At 63.2% G+C, this 25,320-nt stretch carries 21 protein-coding genes; 10 read left to right on the top strand and 11 right to left on the bottom strand.

Features of this window, described 5'->3' with window-relative positions; genetic code table 11:
* From LB526_RS04950 to LB526_RS04905, 10 genes are all read left to right on the top strand, one after another.
* Nucleotides 1-1,512: an aldehyde dehydrogenase family protein gene (locus LB526_RS04950; RefSeq protein WP_224626930.1), complete on the top strand. Its 1,512-nt coding sequence runs from the start codon at nucleotides 1-3 to the stop codon at nucleotides 1,510-1,512.
* Between the two features lie 58 nt (nucleotides 1,513-1,570).
* Nucleotides 1,571-2,824 (top strand): ABC transporter substrate-binding protein, encoded by a 1,254-nt coding sequence (locus LB526_RS04945; protein WP_140632473.1) that lies wholly within the window; start codon nucleotides 1,571-1,573, stop codon nucleotides 2,822-2,824.
* Between the two features lie 125 nt (nucleotides 2,825-2,949).
* Nucleotides 2,950-3,909 (top strand): carbohydrate ABC transporter permease, encoded by a 960-nt coding sequence (locus LB526_RS04940; RefSeq protein ID WP_224603331.1) that lies wholly within the window; start codon nucleotides 2,950-2,952, stop codon nucleotides 3,907-3,909.
* Nucleotides 3,906-4,850 carry a carbohydrate ABC transporter permease gene (locus LB526_RS04935; RefSeq protein ID WP_224626555.1) on the top strand — a complete coding sequence of 315 codons (945 nt, stop codon included), beginning with the start codon at nucleotides 3,906-3,908 and terminating at the stop codon, nucleotides 4,848-4,850. The genes LB526_RS04940 and LB526_RS04935 overlap by 4 nt, the downstream gene beginning before the upstream one ends.
* A 21-nt stretch (nucleotides 4,851-4,871) precedes the next feature.
* Entirely contained in the window at nucleotides 4,872-5,987 is a 1,116-nt protein-coding gene (locus LB526_RS04930; RefSeq protein WP_224626552.1) for an ABC transporter ATP-binding protein, read from the top strand.
* Nucleotides 5,988-5,992: 5 nt separating this feature from the next.
* Nucleotides 5,993-7,495: a GMC oxidoreductase gene (locus LB526_RS04925; protein ID WP_224626550.1), complete on the top strand. Its 1,503-nt coding sequence runs from the start codon at nucleotides 5,993-5,995 to the stop codon at nucleotides 7,493-7,495.
* Nucleotides 7,496-7,703: 208 nt separating this feature from the next.
* The gene (locus LB526_RS04920; RefSeq protein ID WP_224626548.1) at nucleotides 7,704-8,465 is read left to right on the top strand and encodes a 3-ketoacyl-ACP reductase; all 762 of its coding nucleotides are present in this window, start codon (nucleotides 7,704-7,706) and stop codon (nucleotides 8,463-8,465) included.
* Between the two features lie 6 nt (nucleotides 8,466-8,471).
* Nucleotides 8,472-10,100 carry a GMC family oxidoreductase gene (locus LB526_RS04915; protein WP_224626545.1) on the top strand — a complete coding sequence of 543 codons (1,629 nt, stop codon included), beginning with the start codon at nucleotides 8,472-8,474 and terminating at the stop codon, nucleotides 10,098-10,100.
* Nucleotides 10,101-10,110: 10 nt separating this feature from the next.
* On the top strand, nucleotides 10,111-10,428 hold the full coding sequence (locus LB526_RS04910; protein WP_224524104.1) for a Dabb family protein: 318 nt from the start codon (nucleotides 10,111-10,113) through the stop codon (nucleotides 10,426-10,428).
* Nucleotides 10,429-10,521: 93 nt separating this feature from the next.
* Nucleotides 10,522-11,739, top strand: a complete 1,218-nt coding sequence (locus LB526_RS04905) for an MFS transporter (RefSeq protein ID WP_224626544.1) — start codon at nucleotides 10,522-10,524, stop codon at nucleotides 11,737-11,739.
* Between the two features lie 10 nt (nucleotides 11,740-11,749).
* Here the strand turns inward: LB526_RS04905 and LB526_RS04900 are convergent, their stop codons facing one another.
* The 11 genes from LB526_RS04900 to LB526_RS04850 form a co-directional block, all read right to left on the bottom strand.
* A complete protein-coding gene (locus LB526_RS04900; RefSeq protein ID WP_224626542.1) occupies nucleotides 11,750-12,595 on the bottom strand; it encodes an EamA family transporter in 846 nt (281 codons plus the stop codon).
* A gap of 7 nt (nucleotides 12,596-12,602) precedes the next feature.
* Nucleotides 12,603-13,520, bottom strand: a complete 918-nt coding sequence (locus tag LB526_RS04895; RefSeq protein ID WP_224626540.1) for an endonuclease/exonuclease/phosphatase family protein — start codon at nucleotides 13,518-13,520, stop codon at nucleotides 12,603-12,605.
* 108 nt (nucleotides 13,521-13,628) lie between these two features.
* Entirely contained in the window at nucleotides 13,629-15,182 is a 1,554-nt protein-coding gene (locus LB526_RS04890; protein ID WP_224524086.1) for a cation:proton antiporter, read from the bottom strand.
* A gap of 176 nt (nucleotides 15,183-15,358) precedes the next feature.
* Nucleotides 15,359-16,423: an ABC transporter ATP-binding protein gene (locus tag LB526_RS04885; RefSeq protein WP_224626536.1), complete on the bottom strand. Its 1,065-nt coding sequence runs from the start codon at nucleotides 16,421-16,423 to the stop codon at nucleotides 15,359-15,361.
* Between the two features lie 16 nt (nucleotides 16,424-16,439).
* Nucleotides 16,440-17,231, bottom strand: coding sequence for an ABC transporter permease (locus LB526_RS04880; protein WP_224626534.1), 792 nt, complete (start codon nucleotides 17,229-17,231; stop codon nucleotides 16,440-16,442).
* Nucleotides 17,228-18,142, bottom strand: a complete 915-nt coding sequence (locus tag LB526_RS04875; protein WP_224626532.1) for an ABC transporter permease — start codon at nucleotides 18,140-18,142, stop codon at nucleotides 17,228-17,230. Before LB526_RS04875 ends, LB526_RS04880 begins: the two co-directional genes overlap by 4 nt.
* A 62-nt stretch (nucleotides 18,143-18,204) precedes the next feature.
* Nucleotides 18,205-19,311 carry an ABC transporter substrate-binding protein gene (locus tag LB526_RS04870; protein ID WP_140842205.1) on the bottom strand — a complete coding sequence of 369 codons (1,107 nt, stop codon included), beginning with the start codon at nucleotides 19,309-19,311 and terminating at the stop codon, nucleotides 18,205-18,207.
* A 245-nt stretch (nucleotides 19,312-19,556) separates the two neighbouring features.
* Complete coding sequence (locus LB526_RS04865; protein WP_224524080.1) at nucleotides 19,557-20,729, bottom strand: iron-containing alcohol dehydrogenase; 1,173 nt, start codon at nucleotides 20,727-20,729, stop codon at nucleotides 19,557-19,559.
* Between the two features lie 18 nt (nucleotides 20,730-20,747).
* Nucleotides 20,748-22,136 carry an aldehyde dehydrogenase family protein gene (locus LB526_RS04860; protein WP_224626531.1) on the bottom strand — a complete coding sequence of 463 codons (1,389 nt, stop codon included), beginning with the start codon at nucleotides 22,134-22,136 and terminating at the stop codon, nucleotides 20,748-20,750.
* 187 nt (nucleotides 22,137-22,323) lie between these two features.
* Nucleotides 22,324-23,694: a glutamine synthetase family protein gene (locus tag LB526_RS04855; protein ID WP_224626529.1), complete on the bottom strand. Its 1,371-nt coding sequence runs from the start codon at nucleotides 23,692-23,694 to the stop codon at nucleotides 22,324-22,326.
* 88 nt (nucleotides 23,695-23,782) lie between these two features.
* The gene (locus tag LB526_RS04850; protein ID WP_224626527.1) at nucleotides 23,783-25,318 is read right to left on the bottom strand and encodes an amino acid permease; all 1,536 of its coding nucleotides are present in this window, start codon (nucleotides 25,316-25,318) and stop codon (nucleotides 23,783-23,785) included.
* Nucleotides 25,319-25,320: the final 2 nt, after the last annotated feature.

The following is a 25,320-nucleotide window of genomic DNA, read 5'->3' as shown; positions in this document are numbered from 1 at the left end:
ATGAACGCACCGCTCAACATTGCCATGCCGGCCGAGGCGTCTGAGGCGCCGAAGGCCTACAAGCTGCTGATCGATGGCAGGCATGTCGATGCTCGCGAAGGCCGCAGCATCGAACGCACCAGCCCCGGCCACGGCTTCATTGTGTCCCGTTATGCGCAAGCGGGCGCGGCTGAAGTCGAGGCGGCGGTGCAGGCCGCGCACAAGGCCTTCGAGACCGGCCCGTGGCCGCGCATGAAGGCGTCGGAGCGCGCCGCGGTTCTGCTGAAGACTGCCGACCTGATCGAGACCCGGCTGGAAGAGATCGCGCGGCTCGACGCGCTGGAATCCGGCAAGCCGATCGCCCAGGCGCGCGCAGAGATCGGCGGCGCGATTGACATCTGGCGTTACGCCGCCTCGCTTGCCCGCACGCTGCATGGCGAAAGCTATGCCAATCTCGGCGACGCCATGCTTGGCGTGGTGCTGCGCGAGCCGATCGGCGTCGTCTCGATCATCACGCCGTGGAATTTCCCCTTCCTGATCGTCAGCCAAAAGCTGCCTTTCGCGCTTGCCGCCGGCTGCACGGCGGTGGTGAAGCCGAGCGAGATGACGTCCGCTTCCACTTTCGTGCTCGGCGACATCCTGCTCGAGGCCGGGCTGCCGGCCGGCGTCGTCAACATTCTCGCAGGTTACGGCGCCGATGTCGGCGCGCCGATGGTCGTCCATCCGCTGGTCGAGATGGTCTCCTTCACCGGCTCGACCCGTGTCGGCAAGACAACCATGGCCGCCGCTTCCGATTCCTTGAAGAAGGTCTCGATGGAACTCGGCGGCAAGAACGGCCAGATCGTCTTCCCCGACGCCGACCTCGAGGCCGCTGCGGATGCCGCGGTGTTCGGCGGCTTCTTCAACGCCGGCGAATGCTGCAATGCCGGCAGCCGCCTCATCGTGCATGAGGCGATCGCCGACGACTTCCTCAACGCGGTCAAGGCGCTGTCCCAGAAGGTCCGCGTCGGCGATCCGCTCGACGACCGCACCAAGGTCGGCGCGATGATCTCGGCCGACCATATGGAAAAGGTAGCCGGCTATGTGACGGCGGCGAAGACCGACGGCGGCAGCGTTTTCGCCGGTGGCGCGCGGCTTCCATCCAATGCCGGTCAATATCTCGATCCGACCATCATTCGTGACGTCACGGAGGATATGGCGATCGCGCGCGAGGAAGTGTTCGGACCGGTGCTGTCCGTGCTCACTTTTGAAACGATTGAAGAGGCATTGCGCATTGCCAACAACACGCCCTATGGTTTGTCTGCAGGGGTGTGGAGCGCCGGTATCGACACGTGCATGTCGGTGGCGCGCGGCGTGCGTTCGGGGACGGTTTGGGTGAATACGTTCATGGAAGGTTATCCCGAACTGCCCTTCGGCGGCTACAAGCAGTCCGGTCTGGGACGCGAACTCGGCAAACGCGCCGTCGAGGATTATACCGAGGAAAAGACTATCCAGTTTCATCGCGGCCAGCGCACCGGATGGTGGGTCGGCTGAGTTGGGAGACCCCGGCGGACACCCGCCGGTTCTGTGAATGCAACAAGGGAGGTAGTACATGTTGCGCAAACTGCTTATCGGAACGGCTCTTGCGACGAGCTTTGCGTTCTCGGCGCACGCCGCGGACGTCAAGGAAGTGCAGATGCTGCATTGGTGGACGTCGGGCGGCGAAGCGGCTGCTCTGAACGTGCTGAAGCAGGATCTGGCCAAGGAAGGCTATGCCTGGAAGGACGTGCCGGTGGCCGGCGGCGGCGGCGATGCCGCCATGACCGCGCTGAAGGCGATGGTCGCGGCCGGCAACTATCCGACCGCCTCGCAGATGCTCGGCTACACCGTGCTCGACTATGCCGCCGCCGGCGTCATGGGCGACCTCACCGAGACCGCCAAGAAGGAAGGCTGGGACAAGTCGGTTCCGGCCGCCCTGCAGAAGTTCTCCGTCTATGACGGCAAATGGGTCGCCGCCCCGGTCAACGTCCACTCGGTCAACTGGCTGTGGATCAACAAGGCGGTGATGGACAAGATCGGCGGCACCGAGCCGAAGACCTTCGACGATTTCGTGGCGTTGCTCGACAAAGCCAAGGCCGCGGGCGTCATCCCGCTGGCGCTCGGCGGGCAGAACTGGCAGGAAGCGACCATGTTCGATTCCGTCGTGCTGTCGACCGGCGGACCGGAGTTCTACAAGAAGGCGATGAACGACCTCGATGAGGAGTCGCTCAAGTCCGACACGATGAAGAAGTCGTTCGACAACCTTGCCAAGCTCGTCAAATATGTCGATCCGAACTTCTCGGGCCGCGACTGGAACCTCGCCACCGCCATGGTCATCAAAGGCGATGCGCTGGTTCAGGTCATGGGCGACTGGGCCAAGGGCGAGTTCCACGCCGCCAACAAGACCCCGGGCACCGACTTCCTGTGCTACCGCTTCCCGGGCACCGACGGCTCGGTGATCTATAACTCCGACATGTTCGGCATGTTCAACGTGCCGGAGGACCGCAAGGCCGCTCAGGTGGCACTCGCCACCGCCACTTTGTCGAAGAGCTTCCAGTCGGCCTTCAACGTCGTGAAGGGTTCGGTCCCGGCCCGCACCGACGTGCCTGATACCGACTTCGACGCTTGCGGCAAGAAGGGCATCGCCGACCTGAAGAAGGCCAATGAGGGCGGCACGTTGTTCGGCTCGCTGGCGCAGGGCTACGGCGCCCCGCCGGCCGTCGCCAATGCCTATAAGGATGTCGTCTCGAAATTCGTCCACGGTCAGATCAAGACCTCCGACGAAGCCGTGACCGAGCTGGTCAAGGCGATCGACGACGCCAAGTAAGCCGTTGCTTGAACTCGGATCTCCCCCGCTTCGGCGGGGGAGGTCTCCCGTCGACAAAGGCGCGGGAAAGACCCTGGCGCGTTTCGCGCCGGGCGGTTTCCGACCAACCGGTACTGGACGAGCCTATGAGCACAGTTGCCGAAACCCGGATCAAGCTGACACCGGAGCATGACGCCCGTCCTGGCGCGTCGGTTCGGTCGCGGCTGCAGGATCTGCTGCCGAAGATCGTTTTGGCGCCGAGTTTCGCGGCGACGATCGTCTTCGTCTATGGCTTCATCCTGTGGACGATCTATCTGTCCTTCACCAATTCCAAGACATTCCCGTCCTATGCCGTCACCGGAGCCCGCGCCTATCAGCGGCTGTGGCGCTGGACCTTCGAGAGCGACCCGCCGTCGAGCTGGTACACCTCGATCACCAATATGGGCATATTCGGCTTCCTCTACATCCTGATCTGCCTGGCGCTCGGCCTGTTCCTGGCCATCCTGCTCGACCAGAAGATCCGCGGCGAAGGCGTGCTCAGGCCGATCTACCTGTACCCGATGGCGCTCTCCTTCATCGTCACCGGCGTCGCTTGGAAATGGTTCCTCGATCCCGGCCTCGGGCTGGAACAGACGCTGCATCAGTGGGGCTGGACGAGCTTTCATTTCGACTGGATCAAGAACAAGGATTTCGTCATCTACACCGTGGTGATCGCCGGCGTCTGGCAGGCGTCCGGCTTCGTCATGGCGATGTTCCTGGCCGGCCTGCGCGGCATCGACGGCGAGATCATGAAGGCCGCGCAGATCGACGGCGCTTCCACCTTCCAGCTCTATCGCCGCATCGTCATCCCGCTGCTCAGGCCCGTCTTCCTATCGGCCTTCATCGTGCTCGCGCACCTGGCCATCAAGTCCTATGACCTTGTCGTGGCGCTGACCAGCGGCGGGCCCGGCGGCTCAGCCTGGCTGCCGTCCAACTTCATGTATGAGTTCACCTTCAAGCGCAACGAAATGGCAGTCGGCTCGGCAAGCGCGGTGATCATGCTGATGACCATCACCGCCATCATCGTTCCGTATCTCTATTCCGAGCTCAGGGAGAAGTCGCGATGAGCGCCGTCGCTTCACCCGCCAGCCAAGCCGCAAGCGGCGCCCGCGCGAGGACAATCAACCGCATCGTCATCTACGGGCTGCTTGGGCTGTTCGCGATCTTCTATCTGATGCCGCTCTTCGTCATGCTGGTCACCTCGTTCAAGACCATGGACGAGATCCAGAACGGCAACATGCTGTCGCTGCCGCATGCGCCGACTTTCGCGCCGTGGATAAAGGCGTGGAGCGAAGTCTGCTCGGGCCTGACCTGCGTCGGCATGAAGGGCTATTTCTGGAACTCCATCAAGATGGTCGTGCCGGCAGTGCTGATCTCGACGCTGCTCGGCGCGCTCAACGGCTATGTGCTGACCAAATGGCGCTTCCGCGGCCACACGCTGGTATTTGCCATGATGCTGTTCGCCTGCTTCATTCCGTTCCAGTCGGTGCTGTTGCCGATGGCGACGATCCTCGGCAGCCTCGGCCGCTTCGGCGTCAGCCTGCAGAACGCGACCGGGTTCAACTTCGGTCTCGGCAACTCGACCGTGAACCTGGTCTTCGTCCATGTGGTCTACGGCCTCGGCTTCACCACGCTGTTCTTCCGCAATTATTACGAAGCCTTCCCGACCGAGTTGGTGAAGGCGGCACAGGTCGACGGCGCGTCCTTCTTCCAGATATTTCGGCGCATCATGCTGCCCAATTCGCTGCCGATCATCGTTGTGACGGTGATCTACCAGTTCACCAACATCTGGAACGACTTCCTGTTCGCCTCTGCCTATGCCGGCTCCGGCGACGTGATGCCGATGACGGTGGCGCTGAACAACGTCGTCAACACCTCGACCGGTGTCGTCGAATACAACGTCAACATGGCGGCGGCGATGATTGCCGCGCTCCCCACCCTGATCGTCTATGTCGTCGCCGGCCGCTATTTCGTGCGCGGGCTGATGGCGGGCGCGGTCAAGGGCTGACCACATTCGGAAGGAACGACCATGGCTTTTCTGGAAATTGATGGGCTGAAGAAGCGCTTCGGGAATGTCGAGATCCTGAAGGGCATCGATGTCGAGCTCGAAAAGGGCGGCTTCCTGGTGCTGGTCGGCCCGTCCGGCTGCGGCAAGTCCACGCTGCTCAACACCATCGCCGGGCTGGAGCAGATCACCGAGGGTGAGATCCGCGTCGACGGCCGCGCGATCAACGACCTGCATCCTTCGAAGCGTGATATCGCCATGGTGTTCCAGAGCTACGCGCTCTACCCGAACATGACAGTTGCCGGCAACATCGCCTTCGGCATGGAGATGCGCGGCGTGCCGGCGGCGGAACGCCAGGCGGCGATCGACAAGGTGGCGAAGATCCTGCAGATCGGCCATCTGCTCAACCGCAAGCCCAGCCAGCTTTCCGGCGGCCAGCGGCAGCGCGTCGCCATGGGCCGGGCGCTGGTGCGCGACCCAAAGCTCTTCCTGTTCGACGAGCCGCTCTCCAATCTCGACGCCAAGCTGCGCGTCGACATGCGCATCGAGATCAAGCGCCTGCACGCCACGACCGGCACGACCATTGTCTACGTCACGCATGACCAGATCGAGGCGATGACGCTGGCGACCAAGATCGCCGTCATGCGCGACGGCGAGGTGCAGCAATTCGGCACGCCGGCCGAAATCTACAACAACCCGACCAACATCTTTGTCGCCGACTTCATGGGCTCGCCGGCGATGAACCTGATCCCGGCCAAGATCGATGCTAACGGCAGCGGGCTGTCGGTGGTTCTGGACCGCGAAGCGCGCCAGCCGATCGTGCTGCCGATGCCCGGCGCGCCCACCGGCCTTGCGGCCTTCAAGGACAAGCCGGTGATCTTCGGCGTGCGCCCCGAAGCGCTGACCGACCCGGAAGGTGCCGAGCGCAACGGTTCGAACATCGCCACAGCCGACTGTCATATCGAAGTGGTCGAGCCGGCGGGATCGGACACGTTCGCAGTCACCAATCTGGGCGGCAAGGGCGTGGTGGCGCGGCTGAGGGCGGATGCAAACATCCATCCCGGCACCAGCACGCCTTTGGCCTTCAACCTTAGCAAAGCGGTGTTCTTCGACCCGGCGACCGAGAAGCGCATTCTTTAAAAGCTATGGCAAACCCGGATATCGTCATCATCGGCTCCGGCATCGGCGGCGCCACGATCGCCTCCGGCTTGGCCGGCAGCGGCGCCTCGATCCTGATCCTGGAGCGCGGCGAGCCGCTGCCCGCGACGCCGCATGCGCGCTCGACGCGATCCATCTTCATCGACGAGCACTACCGGCCGAAGGAGATGTGGCGCGAGGCCGGCGGTGCCGCCTTCAACCCGGGCAACTACTACTATGTCGGCGGCAATTCGAAATTCTTCGGCGCCGTCCTTATCCGCTACCGCAAGGAGGATTTTTCCGAGCTCGAGCATTTCGGCGGCGTCTCGCCGGCCTGGCCGTTTTCCTATGACGAATTCGAGCCATGGTATTCGAAGGCCGAGCAGTTGTTTCGGGTTCGCGGCACGCTGGGCGAAGACCCGACCGAGCCGTTCCATTCGATTCCCTATGCCTTCAAGCCGGTGCCGGACGAGCCGCCGATCGCGCGCGCCCGCGCCGAACTGAAGAGCCTTGGACTGCACCCAGCTTCGCTGCCGCTCGGCGTCGACATCGAGGCCTGGCTGAAAGAAGGCAAGACGGGCTGGGACGCCTTCCCCAACACCGGCCAGGGCAAGATCGACGCCCAGACCGGACCGCTGACGGCGGCGCTCGCCGACAAGAACATGCGGCTCGAAACCGGCGCGCATGTCGACTGGCTCGAAACCGCGCCGAACGCCAGGTCGATCGCCGCCATCCACTACACCCAGAACGGCGCGCACAAGACGCTGTCGCCGAAGCTCGTCATCCTGGCCGCCGGCGCGATCAATTCGGCCGCGATCCTGCTGCGGTCGCCCTCCGCTGCCGGCAACGGCCTCGCCAACAGCTCCGACCAGGTCGGGCGCAATTTCATGAACCACAATTCGAGCGCGATGCTGGCGATCGACCCGCGCCGCCGCAACGATAGCGTCTACCAGAAGACGCTGATGCTCAACGACTATTATCTGTCGAACGGCAAGGGCGGCAAGCCGCTCGGCAATGTGCAGCTGCTCGGCAAGATCGACGGCAATATGCTGAAGGCCAATGTGAAGACGATGCCGAAATTCGTGCTCGACTTCATGGCCGGACACGCCGTCGATTGGTACCTGATGTGCGAGGACCTGCCCGATCCCGAAAGCCGCATCATGGTCGACGGCAAGGGGATCATCATGCAGTGGCGGCGCTCCAACATGCAGTCGCTGGATGGCCTGACCAAGGTCATGCGCGAGAACCTTCGCGCCTGCGGCTATCCGATCGTGCTGTCGCGGCCCTTCGACAAGCGCACGCCGTCGCACCAATGCGGCACCGTGAAGATGGGCAACGACCCGGCAACGTCGCCGCTCGACCCCTTCTGCCGCGCCTGGGACCATCAAAACCTGTTCGTCGTCGACGGCGGCTTCCTGCCGACATCGGCCGCCGTCAACCCGGCGCTGTCGATCGCGGCGCAGGCGCTGCGGGTTGCCGACCATATCCGCAAGACGGAGCTTTCTTCATGATAGGCCGGCGCCGCCCCTCATCCGCCTGCCGGCACCTTCTCCCCGTAAACGGGGAGAAGAAGGCTGGCCGCAACGCCGGCACCCATTCTGCAGCTCTGGCGATTGGCGAAAGCGCCGGCGACAGCATCCTTCTCCCCGTCACTATACGGGGAGAAGTGCCCGGCAGGACGATGAGGGGCAGCGCGAACGTTCAAAAGGCTAGTCTCCAATGACCCGCCCGGCAGCCATCGTCACCGGCGGCGCGCGTGGCATCGGCCTCGCTTGCGCCGAAGCGCTGGCGGATGCCGGCTTCGACATTTTGATCGCCGATCTTGCGAAGAAGCCTGCAGCCGGACTCGCCGAAAACATCAATACGCGCGGCGCGAAGTTCGCTTACGCCCAATGCGACATCGCTGACCTCGCAAGCCACCCTGCGCTCCTTGATGCTGCAATCAACGCCTTCGCCCGCATCGATTGCCTGGTCAACAACGCCGGCGTCGGCGCCGTGGTGCGCGGCGATCTGTTGGAGCTGAAGCCGGAGAATTTCGACCGCGCTCTGGATATCAACCTGCGCGGTACAGTGTTCCTCAGCCAGGCCGTCGCCAAGGTCATGCTTGCGGCACCCGCAAACGCCGTCCGATCGATCATCACCATCACCTCGGTGAGCGCCGCCATGGCTTCGCCGGAACGTGCCGACTACTGCATCTCCAAGGCCGGGCTTTCGATGTGGGTGAAGAACCTGGCGCTGCGGCTCGCACCCGAAAATATCGGCGTGTTCGAGGTCCGGCCGGGCATCATCCGAACCGATATGACGGCTGGCGTTTCCGCCAAATATGACGCGCTGATCGAGGGTGGGCTGGTGCCGGCAAAACGCTGGGGCGAGGCAGGCGATATCGGCACTGTCGTGGCCGCGCTTGCCTCCGGAAAGTTCGCCTTTTCGACCGGATCGGTCATCGATGTCGACGGCGCGCTCTCCGTGCCACGCTTGTGAGGAACCATGGCTGACTACATCATCGTCGGCGCCGGTCCGGCCGGTTGCGTTCTCGCCAACCGGCTGAGCGAGGATCCGTCCAATTCCGTCCTGCTTCTGGAGGCCGGCGGCAAGGACTGGCATCCACTGATCCACATGCCGGCGGGCTTTGCCAAAATGACCAAGGGTATCGCCTCCTGGGGCTGGTCGACCGTGCCGCAGAGGCACATGAAGGACCGCGTCTTCTGGTACACGCAGGCCAAGGTCGTCGGCGGCGGCTCATCGATCAACGCCCAGATCTACACGCGCGGCAATGCCCGCGACTACGATGCCTGGGAGAAGGAAGAGGGACTGACCGGGTGGGGCTATCGCGACGTGCTGCCCTATTTCAAGCGCGCCGAAAACAACCAGCGTTTCGCGAACGACTATCACGGCGACCAAGGGCCGCTCGGCGTTTCGAACCCGATCTCGCCGCTGCCGATCTGCGAGGCCTATTTTCGCGCCGGGCAGGAAATAGGCATTCCGTTCAACCCCGACTTCAACGGCGCCAGCCAGGAAGGCGTCGGCTACTATCAGCTGACGCAGAAGGATGCGCGGCGTTCGTCAGCCTCCGTGGCCTATCTGAAGCCGATCCGCAGCCGCAAGAACCTGACGCTCAGGACCGATGTGCTCGTCACCCGCGTCGTCGTCGAGAAGGGTCGCGCCGTCGGCGTCGAGATCGTCGACAAGCCGGGCGGTGAGAAGACCATATTGCGCGCCGAACGCGAGGTGATCATCTCCTCCGGGGCCATCGGCTCGCCGAAGCTCCTCATGCAATCGGGCATCGGCCCGGCCGACCATCTGAAATCGGTCGGCGTCACGCCGGTGCATGACCTGCCCGGCGTTGGCTCCAACATGCAGGACCATCTCGACCTTTTCGTCATCGCCGAATGCACCGGCGACCACACCTATGACAATTACGCCAAGCTGCACCGCACGATGTGGGCCGGCTTGCAATATCTGCTGCTCAAGAAGGGCCCCGTCGCCTCGAGCCTGTTCGAGACCGGCGGCTTCTGGTACGCAGACCCGACCGCCGCCTCGCCCGACATCCAGTTCCATCTCGGCCTCGGCTCCGGCATCGAGGCCGGCGTCGAGAAGCTGAAGAATCCGGGCGTGACGCTGAACTCCGCCTTCCTGCGCCCGCGCTCGCGCGGCACGGTGCGATTGAAGAGCGCCGACCCCGCCGACCACCCGCTGATCGATCCGAACTACTGGTCCGATCCTTACGACCGCGACATGTCGATCAAGGGCCTGCGGCTGGCTCGCGAGATCATGCGGCAGAAGGCGCTGCAGCCCTATGTGCTGCGCGAGGTGCTGCCCGGCCCTGCCCTGCAAAGCGACGCGGACCTTTTCGACTACGCCTGCCGCACGTCGAAGACCGACCACCACCCCGTCGGCACCTGCCGCATGGGGCATGATGCGATGGCCGTGGTGACGCCGGATTTGAGGCTGCGCGGCATCGAAGGTCTGCGCGTCTGCGATGCGTCGGTGATGCCGCGCGTTCCCTCCTCCAACACGAATGCGCCGACGATCATGGTCGGGGAAAAAGGCGCCGATCTCATCCTCGGCCGCGAGCCGCTGCCGCCGGCCGTGTTCAAGGGCAACCAGGCGGCATGAGGCATCAACGATGATCCGGCATTGCGTCTTTGTCCGCTTTCGCGACGACGTCCCTGAAATCGAGCGCGCGGCGATTCACGCTGATCTCGAAGCCTTGCGCGCCGTTATCGCCGGCATGGACAGGGTCCAATTCAGCGCCAATGTCAGCCCGGAGCCGTTCGGGCGCGGCTTCGGTCACGGTTTCACCATCGACTTCCGCGATGCCAACGCCCGCGACGCCTACCTCGTTCACGAGGCGCATCAGCGCGCCGGCGCGCGCCTGGTCGCCGCGCTCGAAGGCGGCACCGACGGGCTGATGGTCATTGATCTGGAGGTGACGCAAATGTGACCGCTCGCCGGCTCAAATCCGGCGGCCGTCCCGTTCTCTTTTGCCCGCCCTGGAACATATCGTGCTTTCGGGGGATGCAAAAGGAGCACTGCCTTGAACCTCACCCCCGAGCAGAAGAAAACCGTAACCGCATCGTTCCTCGGCTGGACGCTCGACGCTTTTGATTTCTTCCTTCTGACATTCCTGCTCACCGATATTGCCGCTGAATTCCAGACCGACGTGCCGGCGGTCTCCAAAGCACTGTTCCTGACACTGGTGACGCGTTTCATCGGCGCGTTCTTCTTCGGCGTGCTTGCCGACAGATACGGCCGCAAGCCCATTCTGATGCTCAATATCGTCAGCTATTCGGTGATCGGCGCCTTGGCCGCCTTCTCGCCCAATCTCGGCATATTCCTGGCGCTGCGTGCCCTGTTCGGCATAGCCATGGGAGGCGAATGGGGTCTGGGCAGCTCGCTCGCCATGGAATCCATTCCGCCAAGCGCGCGCGGCACGGTCTCGGGCATTCTGCAATGCGGCTATCCGGCCGGCTATCTGCTGGCCGCGGTCGTCTACGGGCTGCTCTACGGGCAGAAGATCGGCGACTTCACCTTCGGTTGGCGCGCCATGTTCCTCCTGAGCTTCCTGCCGGCGCTGATCGTGCTCTTCATCCGCTCGCATGTGCCGGAATCGCCGGCCTTCGTCGAAGGCCGCGCCCAGACGCGGCCCGGCCTTTTAGAAACGTTGCGGAAGCACTGGCGGATCGCGCTCTACGCCGTGGTGCTGATGATGTTCTTCAACTTCTTCAGCCATGGCACGCAGGACCTCTATCCGACCTTCCTGAAGAAGCAGCACGGCTTCGACACGCACACGGTGAGCTGGATCACCATCGTCGCCAACATCGGCGCGATCGTCGGCGGCCTGGCCTTCGGCGCGCTGTCCGAGAAGATTGGCCGCATCAACGCCATCACGCTCGCTTGTGTGATCGCCCTGCCGGCAATCCCGCTCTGGGCCTACACGACCACGCCCTTCATGCTGGCGATCGGCGCATTCATCATGCAGGTCGCGGTGCAGGGCGCCTGGGGCGTTATCCCGGTGCATCTCAACGAATTGTCGCCGGGCTCGGTGCGGGCGACGCTGCCCGGCTTCATCTATCAGGCCGGCAACCTCGCCGCTTCCTATGGCGGTCCCTATCAGGCCGGCATCGCCGAAGCGCCGGGAAGCAGCTACGGCTTTGCGCTGGCCCTGTTTGCCGGCGTGGTCGCCGTCTGCCTCATCGTCGTCATCCGCTTCAGTCCGGAAAAGCGCGGCCAGGTGATGACCGTGCTCGGTTGAGGGTCTGTTTTTAACCCATCCTGAGCGCCGCGACGCCGGCAACGATGCCGAGCGCCGCGGCCGCGCGCCAGACGGTCATCTTCTCGCCCAGCGCCAACACTGAGATCAGCATGGCGAACAGGATCGAGGTCTCGCGCAGCGACGCGACCGAGGCGATCGGCGCCTTGGTCATTGCCCACATCACGATCCAATAGGCCGCGCCACTGAGCACGCCGGTGAACAGCCCGGCCTTCCAGTCGCGCGCCAACACAGGAAGCGACCGCGGCCCGCGAAAGAAGATGCACAGCAAAAGCGCCCACGTCGCATCGCAGACGAACAGCCAGGCCGCATAGCTTTGCGCAGTTGCCGCCAGCCGCGCGCCGCTGCCGTCGGAGAGCGTGTAGCTGGCGATGAAGATCGATGTGCCGAGCGCAAAGCCGACCGCGCGCAAATTGAGCTTCTCCAGATGCGCGCCGCCGCGGAACGACATGACCAGCGTGCCCGCCGACAGAAGCACGATGCCGAGGATGGCGAACGGCGCCGGGACCTCGCCGATCAGGACGATGCCGCCGAGCGCCGAGAGCAATGGCGCGGTGCCGCGCGCCAGCGGATAGGTCTGAGCGAAATCGCCGGCCTTGTAGGCGCCGATCAAGAAAATGCGGTAGCCCATGTGGAAGATCATCGAGGCGAAGATGTAAGGCCAAACTTCGGCCTTTGGCACCTCGACGAAGGGAAGCGCGACCAGCGCCGCAAAGCCCATACCGAGCGTCATCAGTGTGATCGACAGGAAGCGGTCGAGATGCACCTTGACCAACGCGTTCCAGATCGCATGCATGGCCGCCGCCGAAAGCACCGCCAGGACGACGAACAGCGTCATGCCTGCCTCACCTGCCCGCCGGCCCGGAGGCGATGCCCGGCATTTCAAGATCGATATCGACCCTCAGCGGGAAATGGTCGGAAGCCACCTCGCCGATATCGGCGCTCACAGAACGCACCCGCCCGGCCAGCATGCCGCCGACGAAGCAATGATCGAGCCGTCGTTTCGCCAGCCTGCCGTCGATGATCTTTTCGTGCGTGTGGAAGTCCGGCCCCGGCTCGCTGGCGACGGCCGCGGCGTCAACGAAGCCGTCGATATAGGCAGCGCCGCGATGGTAGGGCGTATCACCGACGATGCGCTGGTATTCGGCGCTGCCCGGCTCCATGTTGAAGTCGCCCAGCCAGATCGCCGCCAACGGGTTTTCCGGTTCCGGCTGGCCGTTCGACCAGTTGCGCTGCGGCTCGTCGTCGACGCCGCTCCAGGGGCCGCCGTCGGACGGCGCGCGGCGATGCTCGGCAAGCAGGTAGTCGATCTGCTCCAGCCGCTCTTCAGCCGCGATATGCGCCAGATGCAACGAAAGCACCCGCAACGGTCCCGCCGGCGTGCGGATCATGCATTCGAGCGCCGCATTGCGGGTGTTGAGCGGCCTCAGCGTCCGCCGCTGCGGCAAAGTGTGCAGCCGCGACCAGACGATCGGCAGCTTCGACAGCACCATCGTGCCGAATTGCCGCCGGCGGTTGACGACGCGGCCATCACGCTTCTCGCTGGCATCCATGTCGAAGGCCGGGCCGTAAGCCCAGTAATAGCCGGGCAGCAAGCTGGACAGGATCTCGGGCTGGTCGTCCTCGTTGCTGCGTTGCCAATGCCGCTCCACCTCCTGCAGCGCGACGATGTCGGCGCCGTCCACCAGCCTGGCGCAGCGGCTGAGATCGTAGCGCCCGTCGCTGCCGTAGCCATACTGGATATTGTAGCTGATCAGCTTCATTGATTAACCGGCTCACTTCTGGTGATCGGAGTAGCGCCACGCCCCTTGCGTTGCAATGGACCGGCGGGGCAAGCGGAATAGTCCAGTGGAAATCGGCGAACCGGCGCTCTAATAAGTCGTCAGCGGCTGGAAGCTTCCGGCGGGCGACGCCGCAAGTTCCGACCAGTCGATCTCCTCCTCCAGCCGGTGATAGGCTTCGTCGCCGATCGTGCCGTTGCTGCGCAGTTCCTCTAGCGTGTCGCGCTGCCGCTTGATGGCGTAGAGGCGCAACCGGTCGTATTCCGTCGCGGCCTGCGCGTCGTCGGGATTTTCGGCGATCCGCCGCTGCGCTTCGTACTGCTCGCGGACGACGGCGGCAGCCGACGAGGTCTTGCGGCTCAGCACATCGAGCGCGGCCTGCATGATGGCGACGCGCGCTTCGGCCACCTCGCGATCGATCGTCGTATCGCGCGGGAAATTGAGCCAGCGCAGCAGAACCTTCAGGCTCATGCCTTGCAGCACTAGCGTGCCGAGCACGACCGCGAAAGCGGCAAGCACGATCGGGTCACGCCCGGGAAAGCCGGCCGGCAAGGCAATGGCGGCGACCAGCGTCACCAGCCCGCGCATGCCGCACCAGCCGACAAGCGCGGCACCGGCAAATGTCGGCGCATCCTGCTTTTCTTCCTCGCTGTCGTTGCGGGCAAACCATCGGATGATCGCGACATACCCCGCCACCCAGACGAGGCGCGCCACGATGACGACGGTAAGAACCGTCGCGGCGAAGACGAATGCCTTGCCCTGCCCATCGTCGGCCAGCCGGCCGATGATCGACCGTGCCTGCAGGCCCATCAGCACGAACGCCAGCACGTTGAGCACGAACACCGCCGATTCCCAGACCGAATAGGCGCTGACGCGGCGTCTGGCTGACATGCGGCGCGGCGTGGTGCGCGCGATGGTGATGGCATAGACGACGATGGTGATGATGGCGGAGAGGCCGAGCTTGTCGGCAATGATCCAGACGGCGAAAGTTCCGGCGAACTGCACCACGGTGCTGCTTGCCGCGTCCTCGATGCGTGTCAGCGTGAGCCGCGACACTCGGCCGAACAGATAGCCGGCAATAACGCTGCCGACCGTTGCAAGCAGGATGACGGGCACTGCGTCTTTGAGCATGAGTGTGCCGATGGCGGCTGAAACCGATATCCGGTAGATCAGCAGCGCCGTGGCATCGTTGAGCAGGCTCTCGCCCTGCAGGATCGCAGTCAGACGGTGCGGCACCTTGAACTGATTGAGCACCGCGCTTGCGGCGACTGCGTCCGGCGGCGCGACGATGGCGCCGAGCGCGATCGCCGCCGCGATCGGCAGGCCGGCCATCTTCCAGCCGACAAAGGCAACGACCACCGCGGTGAAGACGACCGCGCCAAGCGCCAGCAGGGCAAGCGACAGCCGGTAGCGCTTCAGGTCGCGCAGTGAAGTGTCATAGGCGGCATCGAGCAGCACCGGCGCGATGAACAGCGCCAGCGCCAGTTCCGGATCGATCTCGATCATCGGCGCGCCCGGCACGAAGGCAAGCCCAACGCCGGCAAGCGCCAGCAGCGACGGGTAAGGTACCTCCAGCCATCGCGATACCGCCGTCAGCGCGACGGCGATGAGCAGCAGGACAAGGGTGAGTTCGAACAGCGCCATGGCTCATCGTAGCGGCGAAGCGCGAAGCTTGTCAGTACCCTGAGACAGGATACTGTTGATTTATCCGGCAAACCCGCGCCGCCTCATAGGGGTGCTCGCAGGACATGCCGATGACGGCCGTATATCACCGAGAACCGTCTGGCATGTCTTATCGGCATCAGGACGGGCCAGAGCCGTCAATGCAGAACCAACATGTCGCCCGATGAGAAGGAGATGTCCGCCTTGTCGCCTACGGCAGGGGGCGGTGTCGCCGAGTTGTTGAAGGTATCGAGCGATACCGTGTTGCCGCCGATGCCGACGCGCACGCGGATGACTGAGCCAAGGAAATGCACTTCGGCGATTTCGCCCGACAGGCTGGTGTCGTGGCCGGGCTGGCGCCCCAGCGAGATGGCTTCAGGCCGCAGCGCCAGCGACAGCGTGTCGCCTGACTTCGAACCGTTGAGCTTGCCTTTCAGCGAGACTTCCTGCGAGTTGACTTGCACCTTGCCGGAAGCGGCGTCGGTGACCTTGCCCTCCAGCACGTTGAGCGTGCCGACGAAATTGGCGACGAATTTGGTGGCCGGCCGGTTGTAGATCTCGAACGGCGTGCCGACCTGCTCGGCCTTGCCGCCATACATCACCGCGATGCGGTCGGAGATCGACAGCGCCTCTTCCTGATCATGCGTAACGAAGATGGTGGTGATGCCGAGCTTCTTCTGGATCGATCGGATTTCCTCGCGCAGCGACACGCGCACCTTGGCGTCGAGCGCCGACAGCGGCTCGTCGAGCAAGAGCAGCTTCGGCTTCGGCGCAATCGCCCGCGCGAGCGCGATGCGCTGCTGCTGGCCGCCGGAAAGCTGGTAGGGATAGCGATCGGCCATCTGCGGCAGCTTGATGATGTCGAGCATCTCGGCGACCCGCCTGTCGGCATCGGCCTTCGGCATGCCACCGACCTTCAGCCCGAAGGCGATGTTCTGCGCCACCGTCAGGTTCGGGAACAGCGCGTAGGCCTGGAACACCATGCCGACATTGCGCTGATTGGGCTTCAGCCTGGTTATGTCCTTGCCGCCGACGACGATCTTGCCGGCCGAGGGCTCCTCGAAGCCAGCGACCATACGCAACACCGTGGTTTTGCCGCAGCCGGACGGCCCCAGGAAGGAGACGAATTCGCCCGGCTCGACGTCGAGATTGAAGTCCTCCACCACGGTGGTGGCGCCGAAGGATTTTCGAACGTGCTGGATGGAGAGGAATGGGTCGGCCATGGCGTGGTTCTCTCGATCAATTTGGGCGGTTCGCCGATTTCGGCGCGAAGCGGGACAGGATCTGGATCAGCGACATGCAGCCCCAGGTTATCACGAAGGCGATGATGGACAGCGCGGCCGGTTCGTAGGCGCGATTAGCCACAAGGTTCTGCAGATACGGACCGAAGGCAGGGCGATTGAGCAGACTGGCCATGGTGAATTCGCCAATGACGATGGCGAAGGTGAGGAACGCGCCCGACAGCACCGCGATCAGCACATTGGGCAGAATAACCCGAGTGATGATCGTACCCCAGCCTGCCCCCAGAATCTGCGCAGCCTCCGTCAGCGTGCGAACGTCGATAGTGCGAAGACCGGTGTCCACGGCCCGGTACATATAGGGCAGCGCGAGTGCCGCGTAGCCGATGACCAGCAGCGCGTTCGCTCCCAAATTCGACCCGAGAAACGGCAGCGGCGAATTCGAGCCATACATTCTGATATAGCCGAAAACGATAACGATGGCTGGGATAACCAACGGCAACAAGGTGATGAACTCGACCACCGGGCGCAATTGGGGCAGGCGCAGGCGGATCCAATAGGCGGTTGGCACCACGATCAGCACACCCAGGAGAATCGTAAAGATGGCGACGACCACGGAAAATATGAAGGTAGCCTGAAACTGGCTGTCGCCCAGCACGACCTTGTAGGCATCGAAGGAATAGACACCGCGCCGCATGCGCAGCGAGAACTCGACTGTCGCGATCAGCGGTATGAAGAAATAGGCCGCGCCGAGGATGAAGACGGCCCAGGCCCAGAATTTGCCAGCCTTCATTTGAGCCACCTCTCCGAGCGGGTCCGAAACCAGATGTAAAAGATGTTGGCAAGCCCGGTGGTGAAGATCATGCCGAAGGCGATCGCATAGCCGAGATGGGCATTGTGCAGCACGTCGCCGCGGATCTGCGCATAGAGCAGGATCGGAACAATGTTAAGCGACGAGCCGGTCAGCGCATAGGCGGTTGCGATTGCTCCGAACGCATTGGCGAAGAGCAGGATGACGGTGCCCAGGAAGCTCGGCCAAAGCACCGGAATGACCACCATGCGCCAATATTGCGCCTGGGTGGCGCCGAGCGTAGCGGCGGCCTCGCCCCATTCCCGTTTCAGCCCGTCGATCGCGGGCACGATGATGACCACCATCAGCGGAATCTGGAAATAGACATAGGTGATCGTCAGACCCCAGAACGATAGCAGGTTGAAGCCATGCGCGTAGAGGTTCAGGCCGACCAGCGTGTTGAGCAAGACAGTGACGAGACCGACCCGCCCAAGCGTCGCGATGAAAGCAAACGCGAGCGGCACGCCGGCGAAATTGGATGCGACGCCCGAGAAGGTCAGTGTCGCTGAACGTATCCAGTCGGGCAGCCCGCCGCGCACGATGGCGATGGCGATGGCAAGGCCGGCTAAGGCGCCGATGAGTGATGACGCCAGGCTGACCTTTATCGAGATCCAATAAGCGGCAACGATGTTGGCTGAAAAGAGCGCGACGATGTTTGCGAAGGTGAATTCGCCTGCCTCATTCTGGAAAGCGCCCAGCATCAGATAGAGCGTGGGCAGGATCAGGAACATCACGGCGAAGATGAAGAAAGGCGTGACGCCAAGCCACTGCGTCGGCAGCCTCAGGCTCCGAGCCTCTGCCGGCGGCGCGGTCTTTCCCGCAATAGCCTTGTTGGAGAGCGAGAGATCGGTCATGCGCCGGTTACCGTTCTGAAACGAGGCCGGGCGGCTAGGGCCGCCCGGTCGATATCACCCTGTTACTTCACATTGGCGCCGACAGTGGCGTCCCAATTCTTGGTGATGGTTTCTTTGGCCTTCCCCTGCTCGTCGAGCGTCGGGAACACGGCGGAAGCGTACGACTCCGCCGGCGGCAGCTTGGCCAGCACGTCCGCGGGAATCTTGCCGTTCTTGGCGAGATCGTTGAAGCGGATCGGATGGCAGTAGCCCTTCAGCCAGCCGATCTGGCCTTCGTCGGAATAGAGGTATTCCATCCACAGCTTGGCGGCGTTCGGATGCGGCGCAAAGGCGCTGATCGCCTGCACATAGACGCCGGCGACGACGCCGGTCTTCGGCACGATGACGTCGACGGGCGGGTTGCCCTTCAGCGTGTCGCGGCCCGAAAGCGCGTTGTAGTCCCAAGTGACGAGGATCGGCGTCTGGCCCTGGGCGAGCGTCGCCGTCTTGCCAATGACCGGCACGAAATTGCCGGCCGCATTGAGCTTCTTGAAGTATTCGAGGCCGGCGGTGCCCGCGGCTTCACCAGCAGCGGCGCCACCGGAAAGGCCTGCAGCATAAACGGCCTGAATGGCTTGGTTCGAAGCACGCGGATCGCCGGCAAGCGCGACCGAGTTGGCGAATTCCGGCTTCTGCAGGTCAGCCCAGTCGGTCGGCGATTCCTTGACCAGATCCTTGTTCACCTCGAAGGCGAGCACGCCGTAATAATCGCCATACCAGGCACCATCGGCATCCTTGGCGCTGTCCGGGATCGAGTCCCAGGTCGACACCTTGTAGGGCATCAGTAGGCCGTCTTTCTTGGCGGTCGGGCCGAAGGACAGGCCGACGTCGATGACGTCAGGCGCCTGCGGGCCCTTGTTGTCCTTGTTGGCCTTGATCGCCTCGACCTCGTCGCCCGAGCCGGCGTCGGGATTGAGCTCGTTGATGGTGATCCCCGGATACTTAGCCTTGAAACCGTCGATCACTGCCCCGTAGCCACACCAGTCATGCGGAAGCGCGATGGTGGTGAGCTGGCCTTCAGCCTTCGCGGCCTTGACGAGATCGTCCAGCGAATCCGCGGACGAAATCACCGTCGACGCAAAGAGCGCCGCGGCCGAGAGGGAAAGCACTTTCCCCGTGAACTTGAACATGTGTTCTCTCCGTTGAACTGGCGCGTTTAGCGCCTGCGATGCGGGTATCGTTTTCGTGTGACAGCCGGATGAAGGCTTTTTGAAACCCGATCCCCGCGGCGAAAAAAGTTAACTCTTTTTAACGGACTGTAGCAATTAGCCCGCGCTTAATTTTCCGGCTAATGGTTATTCACCTTGCCCTTTGCCCTCTCCCTTCCCCTTTGGAACGCCTCTTCAGTCAACTCTTCGGCATTGAAAGCCGGCTCTCAGACGGAGCCGGCGATCGCATTTTCGAGCAGCGTCAGCGCCGCCTTCTTGGTGAGCTTGACCGGGTTGCCGCCGGCGGTCGGGTCGACCACCGCCATGTCGGCGATCAGCGTCTTGCGCTTCTTGTCCATGTCGAGGCCCTTGATCAGGCCGGGCAACGCATGCGGCACCTTGAGCTCCTTGCGCAGCTTGACGATCGCCTTGGCGAAGCCGTCGAAGCCGCCCTTGATGCCGCAATAGGCGGCGAGCCTGGCGATACGCTCGTCGATCGCCTCGCGGTTGAAGGCCAGCACATAAGGCATGAACACGGCATTGGTCATGCCGTGATGGGTGTCGTAGAGCGCGCCGATCGGATGCGACAGCGAATGGATGGCGCCCAGCCCCTTCTGGAAGGCGGCAGCGCCCATGGCGGCGGCGCTCATCATATGGGCGCGGGCGACCAGATCCTTGCCGTTGGCAAAGGCCTTGGGCAGGTTCTCGAAAACCAGACGGATGCCTTCCACCGCGATGCCGTCGGCCATCGGGTGGTAGCCCGGCGCGCAATAGGCCTCCAGGCAATGCGCAAGCGCGTCCATGCCGGTGCCGGCAGTGATGAAGGCCGGCATGCCGACCGACAGCTCCGGATCGGCAATGACGATCGCCGGCAAAAGCTTCGGATGGAAGATGACCTTCTTGGTGTGGGTCTCCTCATTAGTGATGACGCCGGCGCGGCCGACCTCGGAGCCGGTTCCCGCCGTGGTCGGCACCGCGATGATCGGCGCGATCGCGTCCGAATTGGCCCTGGTCCACCAGTCGCCGACATCCTCGAAATCCCATACTGGGCGCGTTTGCCCGGCCTGGAAGGCGATCAGCTTGCCGAGGTCGAGCGCCGAGCCGCCGCCGAAGGCGATGACGCCGTCATGCTTGCCCTTCTTGAACACGGCGATGCCGGCGGTGAGGTTGGACTCGACCGGGTTCGGCTTCACCTCCGAAAAAACGCCGTAAGGGACCTTGGCGTCGTCAAGGATCTTCAGCGTCGATGCGACGACCGGGAGTTTTGCCAGGCCCGGATCGGTGACGAAGAGCGGGCGCTTGATGCCCGCGGCAGCCAGCACGTCCGGCAGTTCCTTGATGCGCCCGGCGCCGAAACGGACGGTGGTGGGGTAGTTCCATTTGGAGATCAGCTTGGACATGTCTTGTCTTTCAAAAAGTCAGATTGCTTCGCGCAGGTGATAGGATTTCGGCCGGGTCAGATTGTCATAGCCGATGGCCGAGAGCGCGGCGCCCTTGCCGGTGTCCTTGACGCCGGTCCAGACCAGCGCCGGGTCGAGATAGTCGCAGCGGTTCATGAACACCGTGCCGGTCTCGACGCGGTCGCCGATGGCGATTGCGCGCTCCGTGTCGCGCGTCCAGATCGACGCCGTCAGCCCATAGGGGCTGTCGTTCATCAGCGCGATCGCCTCCTCGTCGTTGCGCACCTTCATGATGCCGACGATCGGCCCAAAACTTTCCTCGTGCATGACGCTCATCTGGTGATCGACCCCGGTCAGCACCTCCGGCGCCAGATAGGGCGAGCCCGGCTTGTCGTTCTCGACCTTCATGCCGATATGCGCCTTGGCGCCCTTGCGCAGCGCCTCGGCCTTCTGCTCGCGGATCAGGTCGGCGAAACGCGCCTGCGCCATCGGCCCCATGGTCGTCGCCTGCTCCAGCGGATTGCCGACGACATAATTCCTGGTCTCGGCGACAAAACCCTCGACGAACGCGTCATAGACCTTTTCGTGCACATAGACGCGCTCGATGCCGCAGCAGCACTGGCCGGAATTGAAGAAAGCGCCGTCGACCAGATTGGCGACCGCATGATCCATCTTAGCGTCGGGCAGCACATAGGCGGGGTCCTTGCCGCCGAGCTCGAGGCCGAGCGTCATGAAGGTGCCGGCCGCCGCCTTCTCGATGGCGCGGCCGCCGCCGACCGAGCCGGTGAAATTGACATGGTCGATCTTGCCGGAGCCGAGCAGCTTCTCGGTCTGGGCGTGGTTCATGACCAGGTTCTGGAACAGCCCCTTTGGCAGGCCGGCCTTGTCGAAAGCCTGCTGGAAGCGCTCGCCGACGAGCAACGTCTGCGCGGCATGCTTGAGGATAACGGCACTGCCCGCCATCAACGCCGGCACGATCGTGTTGACCGCTGTGAGATACGGATAGTTCCAAGGCGCGATCACCAGCACGACCCCGAGCGGCACCTTCTTCACATAGCGCCGGAAGCCGTCCTTCGGGTTGGAGGCCAGCACCGGCTTCAGCGCGGCTTCGGCGATTTCGACCATGTAGTTGGTGCGTTCCTTGACGCCGCCGAACTCGCCGCCATAGCGCACCGGCCGGCCCATCTGCCAGGCGATCTCGGGCACGATCTCGTCGGTCATCGCAACCAGGGCTTCCAGCATTGCCAACATGTATTTGCCGCGCTCGACGACCGGCGTCTCGGCCCATTTTTCTTGCGCCGCCCTGGCGCGCTCGACCGCCGCGTTGATCGCCTGGTCGCTCGCGACCGGCCGCTCGGCATAGATCGAGCCGTCGATGGGGGATTTGAGTTTGACCGTTTCGGTCATTTCTTCCTCGCAGTTTTACAACAATCGAAAATCACTTGGCTTGGCGCCGCCCCTCATCCGCCTGCCGGCACCTTCTCCCCGTATAGTGATGGAGAGAAGGGAGAAGCTCCTGCGCGGGCGACCCCTCTCCCCGTTCTTCACGGGGGAAGGGTAAGGGTGAGGGCGGCGCCGACGCTAACCCAGCCCCCTAGTACCTCTCAAAGCCCCTGTGCAGCTCCCAATCCGTGATGCGGCGGTCATATTCGAACTGCTCCCAGCGGGCGGTGTGCACATAGTGCTCGATCACGTCGTCGCCGAAGGCCTGCTTCAGCATCTTCGACTTCGAAAGTGTCTCGGTGGCGTCGCGCAGCGTCTTCGGGATCTCGGGCAGACGCGAGGCCTGATAGGCGTCGCCGACGAAAGGCTTCTGCAGCTCCAGCTTCTCGTCGATGCCGGCAAGGCCGGACGCGATCAGGGCGGCGAAGGCGAGATAAGGATTGAGGTCGGCGCCGCCGATGCGGCACTCCATGCGGATGCCCTTGGTGCCTTCGCCGCAGAGCCGGAAACCGGCGGTGCGGTTGTCCTCGCTCCACATGATCTTTGTCGGCGCGAAGGTGCCGGCCTGGAAGCGCTTGTAGGAGTTGATGTAGGGCGCCAGGAACCAGGTGAACTCCTTGGCGTATTTGAGCTGGCCGGCCGCCCATTGCTGGCCGAGGCTCGACAGCGTCCAGTCGGCCTTGTTGTCGAAGAACAGCGGCGTCTTGCCGTCGGCGCTCCACAGCGAATTGTGGATGTGGCTGGAATTGCCGGCGAGCCCATAATTGTACTTGGCCATGAAGGAGACGGCCTTGCCTTCGGAATCGGCGATCTCCTTGGCGCCGTTCTTCAGGATGACGTGGCGGTCGGCCATCTCGAGTGCCTCGGCGTAGCGCACATTGATCTCTTCCTGGCCGGGGCCCCACTCGCCCTTGGAGTTCTCGATCGGAATGCCGGCGGCCTCCATCTCGTTGCGAAGCCGGCGCATGACGCCTTCTTCCTTGCTGGTGATGCCGATCTGGTAGTCGCCGATATAGGGCGAGGCGCTATCGAGCCCCTGCCAGTGCTTCTTGCGCGCGGAATCGTAGGTTTCGCTGAACAAATAGAATTCGAGCTCGGAGGCGAAATAGCCGATATAGCCGCGCTCCTGCAGGCGCTTGACCTGCTTCTTCAGGATCGCGCGGGGTGAGTGTGCCAAATCCTCATGGTCGTGATGGTCGAGCACGTCGCAGATGACCAGCGCCGTCTTCTCCAGCCAGGGAATGCGCCGCAGCGTCGACAGGTCCGGCTTCATGACGAAGTCGCCATAGCCCTTCGACCAGCTCGCCGCCTTGTAGCCCGGCACCGGCTCCATATCGATGTCGCAGGCCAAGAGATAGTTGCAGCCATGCGTCTCGCCATGCGCGGAATCGACGAAATACTGAGCCAGGAAGCGTTTTCCCGAGAGCCGACCCTGCATGTCGACGATGCAGGCCAGCACCGTGTCGATCTCGCCGTTAGAGACCGCTTTCTTCAACTGATCGAACGAGAAATTCCCGGCCATTCCTTTGGCACTCCAGCGCTTGTCGATTGAAAAGGGAGAAACAAAACCATGGCCGGCGTTGCGCCGGCCATGGCCATGAAGCGAAGTATCAGTGGCCGGTCTCGCCGACCGCCACTTCGGCTGCTGCAATTTCCGCCTGACGGCGAGCAATATCGGCCCCGATCGGCGGGCCCTTGAACCGCTTGGATTCTATGCCGAACCACAGCACCGCGAGAAGGATGATCAAACCGATGGCATAGTTGATCAAGATATCGAAGGGCGGCTGGATACCCGCGTACATCAACACCAGAACGCCGAGGATGGTGATGATGGCGAACGGCTTGGACCACACGCCCAGGCGGAACGGGCCGAATTCGGTCCAGCTTTTGCCTTCAGCAAGAAGGCCAGCCGCCACCGGCATCGCATAGGACACATAGAGGAACAGGGCACAGCCGGCCGCCAAAGCCGCGAAAGCCGGCGAGTAAAGCGTCGCTGCGACCGAGAGGACGGCTCCAAGCCAGATCGCCGCCACCGGCGTGCGCCATGTCGGGCTGACGGTTTTCCACATGGAGGAGCCGGGCAGCCCGCCATCACGCGCGAAGGCGAATATCATGCGCGAGGTGGAGGTCAGTCCAGCCAGCGCGCAAATGTAGTTTGCTACCACGATCGCGATGGCGATGATGCTCTTCAACCAAAACGGCGCCGGCAGATTATTGAAGAGATTGAACCAGGCGTTCGCGCCGTCCTTGGCAGTCACCGCCAGATCCGGGCTTGCCAGCACGAAAGAGACGGCCATGACGAAGCCGAAGACCAATGACCAGAGGACCGAATGGATCATGCCGCGCGGCACTGCCACCCGCGCGTTATGGGTCTCCTCCGAGGTATGGGCGGAGGCGTCAAAACCGGTGATGGTGTATAGTGGATAGAGAAGACCGATCAGGAAGGCGACCAGCGCCGTCCGTGCCGTCGGCACATAGCCGCCACCCGCATCGCCCGTGTTGTTGACGAAAGTGGTCAGTCGCGAGAAATCCCAGCTCGCGCCCCAGATCAGGAACATCGCGGTCAACACCACCGCAACGACCAGGATGAGATAGCCCGAAAAGTCGGTCAGCGCTGTGGTCAACTTGATGCCGAAATGGTTGAATAGCGCCTGCGTCACCGTGATGATCACGACCCCGATCACCTGCTCCTGATAACCCCAAGCCGACACATCGTGGCCGAACACGCCGGCCCAAACGAGGTCCTTGAAGAGCGCATAGACGCCGACATTGACCGAAGCGACAACGAAGATCAGCCCAAGCAGGTTGATCCAGGCCGTCGCCCAACCCCAGCCGCGCCCGCCCAAGATCGACGACCAATGGTAAAGCCCGCCGGCGGTCGGATAGGCCGAACCGATCTGGCCGAGCGAAGCCGCGACCACAAGGGCGAACAGACCGCCTATAACCCAGCCGATGGTCGCTTCGAAACCGCTGCCGGTGGCCATGGCCAGCGGGAACGAGGTGATGCCGCCCGCCAGGATGCAAATGATCGAGAAGGAAATGGCAAAGTTGGAGAAGCCGCTCATGCGGCGAGCCAATTCCTGGGCATATCCCATGCTGTGAAGGACTTTTACGTCCTCAGACTTGTCGATTTCTTCAGGTCTCATTT

This window comes from Mesorhizobium sp. CA6 (genome assembly GCF_020165035.1).
In the GTDB taxonomy this organism is placed as follows: Bacteria; Pseudomonadota; Alphaproteobacteria; order Rhizobiales; family Rhizobiaceae; genus Mesorhizobium.
Note: the sequence above shows the minus strand (reverse complement) of the source record. Positions and strands in the feature narration are given on the sequence as shown.